Below are 7126 nucleotides of genomic sequence, written 5' to 3'. Positions count from 1 at the left end.
TTCGGACGGCACGCCTCGACCAGCGGCTCCAGCTCAGACCATTGCGCGTCGCTCAGCATCATCCCTCCTGCCTCGAAGACAGGAAACGCAAGCCCCGCCAGTCCGTTCAGGCGACGACAGGCACTAGGTCGCCCGAGACGATGCGGGCGACGCTTTCCAGCATGGCGTCGCCAGCGGCGTGGCCGAACAGGTCGTTGACCTCCTTAAAGCGATCGAGGTCGAGGCAGAGCACGGCGAGCTTACGACCGCCTCCTTGCGCCACCCGCATTTCTTGTTCGAGGCGCTTGCCGAAGCTGGCGCGATTGGCGAGACCGGTGAGGGCGTCGTGGTGGGCGAGGAACTGGATCTGGCTCTCAGCCTGACGCCGGGCCCGCAGGTCGCGCACCGCCACGGCGTAGTGCGGCCGGCCGGCATGGTCTACCGGCTGCATGATGATCTCAACTGGCACCAGTGTGCCGTCGGCTTGGCCGAGTTCGGCCTCGACCGGGCGCTCGGGCCGGCTGGCGAGCGCCAGTCGAACTGTGTCGCCCGGCAGGTACGCCGAGAGGGTCGTTCCAGCGAGGGTGTCCTGCGGCAGGCCGACGAGTTTGGCAAAGCTGCGATTGGCGCTGACGACCACGTCGCCGGTGCAAACGACGAGACCCTCAACAGCAGCGTTGGCGAGACTGTACAGGCGCTCCGCCTCCAGCTTGGACTGCCGGCGGTCGCGAACGTCCAGGGCTAAAGCAGCGCCGGCGAGAAGTAGGATGGCGAAGCTGGCCAGCGCCACGGCGACGGCGAGCCAGGCGTTCGGGACCGCGGTTTCGGAGACTGCAAGCGTCGGGTCTGGCGTGACGGTGACGGCACCCATGGCGGTGAAGTGATGGCTGCAGATGGCGAGTAGGAGCAAGAGAGCTGCCGGCAATTGGCGGATCACGCCACGGGCATTGACCTGCGCGGCCAGCGCAGCGCCACCTAGGACGCTACCGAGCACGAGCGAGACGGCGACGACCGCGGGATCCCATGCCTTGTGACCGGCTACGTCGTAGGCGGCCATGCCGGTGTAATGCATCGCCGCGATGCCGAGCCCGAGAATAATGCCGCCCGTCCAAGCCGCAGCCTGCCCTCCCACCAGGACCGTGAAGGAGAGGCCAGAGCCGACCAGAGCGACGGCAATGGCGAGGGATAGACTGGTCAGGACGATGTCGTAGCCGCTCGGAACGCCGGGCGCGAAGGCGAGCATGGCAATAAAGTGCGTAGCCCAAATGCCTGAACCGCCGGCGATGGCCGCAACAGTGAGCCAGCCCGTCTGGGCCCATCCGACCGCCCGACGAGCGTGGCTAACGAGACAGACCGTTGTCAACGCCGAGAGGGCGCAGATGCCGGCCGCTAGCGCAACGAGGCGGATGTCGTGCGTATCGACAAGGCAACCGACGACTGTAAGCATAATGGAAGCCCTAGCAGGCAATCGTTCCAGCACAATGAGGTTGAATGATGTACATGGATTTAATAGCAGGCAGATAAGTTAAGAATCCATCACCTCGTACATGCAAACGTCTATAGGCTGGCACCATGCCAACAAAAACCTTGCCCGGCATAGGGTGCCATGCGTCCGCTTGCTTACAATCGGAGCTTAGGCGCGGACAAGCCGCTATCGATCAGGTCCTGCCGAACGCTAGGCGTGTGTTTCTCGCATTCGATGGTTGGAAGCAGCCAATTGGGTATTCACCCCAAGCGGTCTTACGGCTTGCGAACCGCCTAGGCCGTGTGAACAGTCGTTGGTGCGGTCCATGAGCGGTCATTCGATGGCAAAACGGCGGCCGCAGGTCCGATCGCATACGGACTTTGCTTTTCCGTCTTGCGCTCGACGCTTCGCAACCGCGCCGCGGGAACGCCTCTCGCTGAGCAAAGACTTTTTGGCGCGAGTGCTGATGAACAGCCCCCCTTACGCTCTCGACATCAAGAAATATGATGGACCACTGCCTGTTCAGTCAAGGCCAGGACAACAACCATAAGTGGAAGAATAGTTCGCTTAGGATTGGCCATAGAGATCCTGGAACACCGTAATTTTACTAGCAAAAAAACGCGATCGGTCGGGACGAAACACGGATATTAACATCTACGCCATAAGGACTGAGGCGCCTCACTGCTCAGATCACCGTGTTGAGCGCGTGTTTCAGGCGATCCCAGTTGCCCGTGCGGTCGCGTGACCGCCTGCGGTTGGGCAGGCATCTCGCGTCTTGTGTAGCGAGCACCCTCAAGGACCAGATCATGCGCTTCTCTTTGACCATAAAGGCATCGCTCTTCGCCGCCTTTGGCCTCCTCGCGGTCTTATGCGCGGGCCAGGGCATCTTATCGATCACGAAGCTCGGCGACATCCGCGCCAGCGTGACAGAAGTTTCCAAAAATTGGCTGCCCTCCGTGATCGCAGTCGCGGATATCCGCGCAGCGGCATCCGAGGTGCGGATCAAGCAGTTGCGCGCGCTGGCACTGTCCGGCAGCAGCCAGCTGCAGACCGCGAATGCGCAGCAGATCACGGAAGCCCTGACGGCGCTCGCCGCCGCTCGGAAGTCCTACGAGCCGTTGATCTCATCGACGGAGGAACGCGCTCTGTACGATGCCTTCGGCACCGTCTGGGAACGCTACGAGGCAGTCGGCCGTGAGGCCATGCGCTTGGCTGAGGCGGGGCAAGCCCTGGAGGGAGCCCGGCTGATGAGTGCGCCCGCTAATATCGACCTGTACAACGATGTCCGCGTCGCGCTGGCCAAAGATGTTGCCCTTAACGAGCGGGGCGCCCACACGGACGCCGACCGCGCTTTGGCGGCGACGACCTCTGCGACAACGGCGGCCTCCGTGGCGACCGCGTTGAGCCTGATCGCTGCGTTGGGTGCAGCGGTGTTCGTGCTGCTGCGCGTGTCCCGACCAATCCAGGCGATGACCAGCGCTATGACCGTTCTCGCCGGGGGCAATGCAAACACCGAGGTGCCTCACCGCGTGCGCCGCGATGAGATCGGCGCGATGGCAGCGGCCGTGCAGGTGTTCAAGGACAACCTGATCCGCACCCGGGCCTTGGAAGCCGAGACCGCTCAGGCGCGGCTGGCCGCGGAGGAGCAACGCAAGGCCGGGATGCGGCAGATGGCAGACAGCTTCGAGACTGCAGTTGGCGGCATCATCGGCATGGTCTCGTCGTCGGCCACCGAGTTGCAGGCGACGGCCGGTACGATGAGCGGCACCGCGGCTGAGACGGCCGCGCAGTCGACGGCCGTGGCCGCGGCGGCAGAGGAGGCGGCCAGCAACGTCAACACGGTCGCGGCCGCCGCCGAGGAACTCGGCTCCTCGGTTCAGGAGATCGGACGCCAGGTCAACGGTTCCGCACAGATTGCTCAGCAGGCTGTGGCCGAGGCCGACCAGACGGGTGCCCTGGTGCTCGAACTGAGTGGGGCAGTCGAGCGGATTGGCGACGTGGTCGGGCTGATCTCGTCGATCGCTGGGCAGACCAACCTGCTGGCCCTCAACGCTACTATCGAAGCGGCGCGTGCCGGTGAGGCCGGCAAGGGTTTCGCGGTCGTGGCATCCGAGGTGAAGGAGCTGGCCAGTCAGACTGCCCGGGCGACCCAGGAGATCTCCGGCCAGATCGGGCGGATCCAGGCTTCGACCGGTCAGGCCGTAGCGGCGATCGGCGGCATCACCCAGCGGATCCGAGACATCAGCGCCACTGCCACCTCGATCGCCGCGGCCGTGGAGCAGCAGGGCGCGGCCACGCAGGAGATCGTGCGCAACGTCGCCCAAGCGGCGGCCGGCACGGGCGAGGTGACCGGCAACATCGCCGGCGTGGCGAGCGCGGCGGAGGACACCGGTGCGGCTGCGAGCCAAGTGCTGGGGGCGGCGTCCGAGCTGTCGCGCCAGTCCGAGCACCTGACGGCCGAGGTTGGACGCTTCCTCGCCACCGTTCGCGCGGCCTGAAACAAATTCTCGAACGTCCGCTTTCGCCTTATGTTCGAGCGGAAGCGGGCCGGCAGAAAACCGCCCTTAGCGGTTATTCCGCACGCGACCCAACCCAGCCATTCGAGTAGCCGTCAGCATTTCTCCGAAGCGGCCATTTGCGGTAGTCGAGCAAAATCGGTTCGGCTTAGAGAGCCGGCTCTGACCGCACGATCGCTTTGGTTGGTATCCTGGTGGCCCACTGCCGGGTGTTTGCGGTTGAAACAGTGACTCTCGCGGATCGACCCAAACCTCTACGGCTTCCTCGATCCGGCCAGCCTTATCATCGCACGCCAGCGCCATGCTGGTAGTGCGACATGGTGCGCATCGACGATTGGGGGCGCGAACACGGCCGTTCCGGGCATTCTGCCCTGAGTTGGCCCTGCCGCTTGCGACCCAAGTCGGCCATACTGACCGCCTCTGGCGGTTCCCGAAAGCGGCCATTCGTCGGCCACTCGGCAACTTCAGCTTGGGTTGGGGAGCGGAAGTCAGCCACTCTTCTTGAAGCGGACGTTCGACTTCCGACCGAGGCTGTCCGTGAAACGGATTGCGGCCTGAGCGCCCTCCCTACTACCCCGATTGATAGCGCGCCGTCGATGTCACAGCGCAGACATACAAACTTAGAATACCCGCCGGGTCGCCTCTACGTGGGTACTTCAATACCGAATGTAGACGCTTCTCCCGCCCGATCGAATAGACTTAACCAAACGATGTATGCTAAGGCATCAACTGCTCTCATTCATATTGGCCTGATATGGAGTGACAATCTCGGCAGCCGGCGCAGATGGACCGCAACTTACCTCGTTCGCGATGCAAATTAGGATGGGCGCACTTAGCTATAAATTTTTTCAGCCCGAGAATAAAAAAGTGACAATGAAAAAAGGTCTTTTTTATGGCTACTAGATCTGATTTTTTCACGACTGATATCTTTTTTGGAAGAGCGAGCATCGCGATAATTTCGACCGTAATTGAGAAGCTGCGCTATGCTTGTGGTCAAAACCACGATCTGACCACAGCAACGACATGGTTCTTGTCTCTGTCAGATCGATGGAACACATTTCCCGTAGTAGTCTTGCTGCATCGCGACCGCATCCCTTTTGGAGCGCTACTTATTCATGGCACCAAATACGGCGGTGTGCCGATAGGGATTTTCAGAGGAGGTTACCTTTGTGGTCGGGGCGGCGTCATCGGCGAAACAGAATTTTACCCAACTATCATCGAGTATGGTACGAAAGCTCTTATAGACAGCAAACGCGCCCATACAGTTATCATAACTTCGCTACTCGTAGGCGATGGGTGTCCTATATTTTCGCTGCAGAGGCATCAAACGGATCTTTCGACGAACTGGCAATTTCACGAAACGAGAAGCCGCCTTCCTTTGACGGGCGGAATGGACGGATTACTGTCTCGTTTTAGTCAAAAAATGCGTAAAAATTTTCGATACTACAAAAAACGCGCTGAAGCGGACTACGGATGCGTGTTTCATCCTTCGCTCAGTCCGATCCAAGCCATGGCAGCTGTGGAGCGGCTGCACGGGGTATCGGCCAGATCAGTCCAATTGGAAGCGGCTTTACAAAGACAGAAGGCAATTGAGAAACAGCCGCGCTGGTTTTCAATGGGATTAATCGACAATAGCGGGGCTTGGGTAAGTTATATCTCTGGCTGGAGACAGGGTAATAGTAGTGTCATTGAATGGCAAATCAACCAAGAAGACCTCCACAATGCTTCAATTTCCATGGTTATGAGGCACTTTTTTCTTGAACATGAAATCGCAACTGGAATGGAAGAAGTGATTTTCTTGGCTGGAACTACGCCTATTTGGGGCAGAGTTTGCGAGTCTCAGATATGCGGTGAGTATCTTGCGATGCCCGAAGGTCGGTTGGGGAAACTTATTCGCAGCATCTACAGGCTATTACACCCCAACGGGAAAGTATCTCAAATGACTAAAGGCGTAGGTCGACCTGTGAAGCAGTAACTAGTCAGCCAAGCAGCTAAGTTTTATATCGAAATCGTTTGGGCACAGAATATGCTAAGGAATTATTTGAATAAGGCAAGGAGACTTGCGACATTAATTTTAACGCGCAACACTTATGGTAGAAAATATTTGTTTCGGCGCGCCTTTGAACTAAATCAACGCCACGTCCATCCGTTTGATGTAGCCTACGGTATACATACCAGCGGATTTGTTCCAAATTTTCTCACTCACCCAGGCGCCAATATATTTAAACTTACTTCGCGCGAAAACAATCATTATGCCGGTTGTCAGCCAAGTTGCCTACGTAAGGCGCTTCGATCACTTCCTAATACTAGTCAATTTACCTTTTATGACCTCGGATGCGGCATGGGTCGTGCCTTAGTGACTGCATCAGAATTTTCTTTTCGTGAGATTATCGGCGTTGACTTGTCGAGGGAGCTTTGCGCCATTGCAGTCAACAATGCTCAGAAGATAGCTAGGTCATTCCCTAACAGGCCCCCGATCCGCGTCGAACAAGCTGATGCGAATGCGATCGAGCCACAAAGCGATAAAATTGTAGTTTTTATGTACCACTCTTTCGGTAGGACAACGTTGACGCCAATCGTCGAGAAATTCGAACAGCTTTCTATGTCCGGTAGTGATATTTTTATAATATTCGAAAATCCCGTTAATGGCGATCTAGTGGAACGCTCGACCAGTTTCAGGAGATGGTATGCAGAGCAGATTCCCTGCGATCCCGACGAAATAGAACATCATTCGGATGCTAACGATGGAATAGTTGTTTGGCGTTCAGTTGACGCCATACCAGCTCATATGAGTGCTTGTCGGGATTTTGAGATTGTGATAACTAAGCCCACATGGAGGGCAGAAATCGTGTACGCAGGTCAGTAAGCACGAACGGAAAAGCCGCACTCACAACTCATTATCGCAGCCCGGCGGCGCTCGTCCGGCCCTGATGCTCGGCGGCCCTCGACGTCGCATAACGGGCCTATGCCAGACCGAAATCGGAATGGCTAGTTTAGAATAGGTCAGCTGGTTGAGCGGACGGCCTCCTATCGACCCAACCTAGAGGCTGTTATGAACCTGTGGCGAGTTGAGCGGCCTGTTTGAGCATGAGGCAGACGAAGGCGACGAGGTGCAGGTCTGCCAGGGTGCTGGCATAACGCTCGTAGTCTTTGACGAGACGGCGGA

General features: G+C 58.4%; 4 protein-coding genes and 1 pseudogene. 3 read left to right on the top strand and 2 right to left on the bottom strand.

The window, feature by feature from the left end:
• Positions 1-106 precede the first annotated feature (106 nt).
• Positions 107-1426: an MHYT domain-containing protein gene (locus AAHG09_RS31450; RefSeq protein ID WP_412760121.1), complete on the bottom strand. Its 1320-nt coding sequence runs from the start codon at positions 1424-1426 to the stop codon at positions 107-109.
• An 824-nt stretch (positions 1427-2250) separates the two neighbouring features.
• Here AAHG09_RS31450 and AAHG09_RS31445 point away from each other — a divergent pair.
• The 3 genes from AAHG09_RS31445 (at position 2251) to AAHG09_RS31435 (ending at position 6826) form a co-directional block, all read left to right on the top strand.
• Positions 2251-3942, top strand: coding sequence for a methyl-accepting chemotaxis protein (locus tag AAHG09_RS31445; RefSeq protein WP_342112242.1), 1692 nt, complete (start codon positions 2251-2253; stop codon positions 3940-3942).
• 910 nt (positions 3943-4852) lie between these two features.
• Positions 4853-5935: a GNAT family N-acetyltransferase gene (locus AAHG09_RS31440; RefSeq protein ID WP_342112240.1), complete on the top strand. Its 1083-nt coding sequence runs from the start codon at positions 4853-4855 to the stop codon at positions 5933-5935.
• Between the two features lie 66 nt (positions 5936-6001).
• Positions 6002-6826, top strand: coding sequence for a class I SAM-dependent methyltransferase (locus AAHG09_RS31435; protein WP_342112238.1), 825 nt, complete (start codon positions 6002-6004; stop codon positions 6824-6826).
• Positions 6827-7010: 184 nt separating this feature from the next.
• Here AAHG09_RS31435 and AAHG09_RS31430 read toward each other — a convergent pair.
• A pseudogene (locus tag AAHG09_RS31430) lies at positions 7011-7126 on the bottom strand (IS5/IS1182 family transposase); the annotation flags it as partial.

The organism is Methylobacterium guangdongense, from assembly GCF_038442355.1.
Taxonomy (GTDB): Bacteria; Pseudomonadota; Alphaproteobacteria; order Rhizobiales; family Beijerinckiaceae; genus Methylobacterium; species Methylobacterium guangdongense.
Note: the sequence above shows the minus strand (reverse complement) of the source record. Positions and strands in the feature narration are given on the sequence as shown.

What these genes read in the sequence shown, in the direction of transcription:
- AAHG09_RS31450 (WP_412760121.1), bottom strand. Translation starts at nt 1,426, where the DNA reads ATGCTTACAGTCGTCGGTTGCCTTGTCGATACGCACGACATCCGCCTC.
- AAHG09_RS31445 (WP_342112242.1), top strand. Translation starts at nt 2,251, where the DNA reads ATGCGCTTCTCTTTGACCATAAAGGCATCGCTCTTCGCCGCCTTTGGC.
- AAHG09_RS31440 (WP_342112240.1), top strand. Translation starts at nt 4,853, where the DNA reads ATGGCTACTAGATCTGATTTTTTCACGACTGATATCTTTTTTGGAAGA.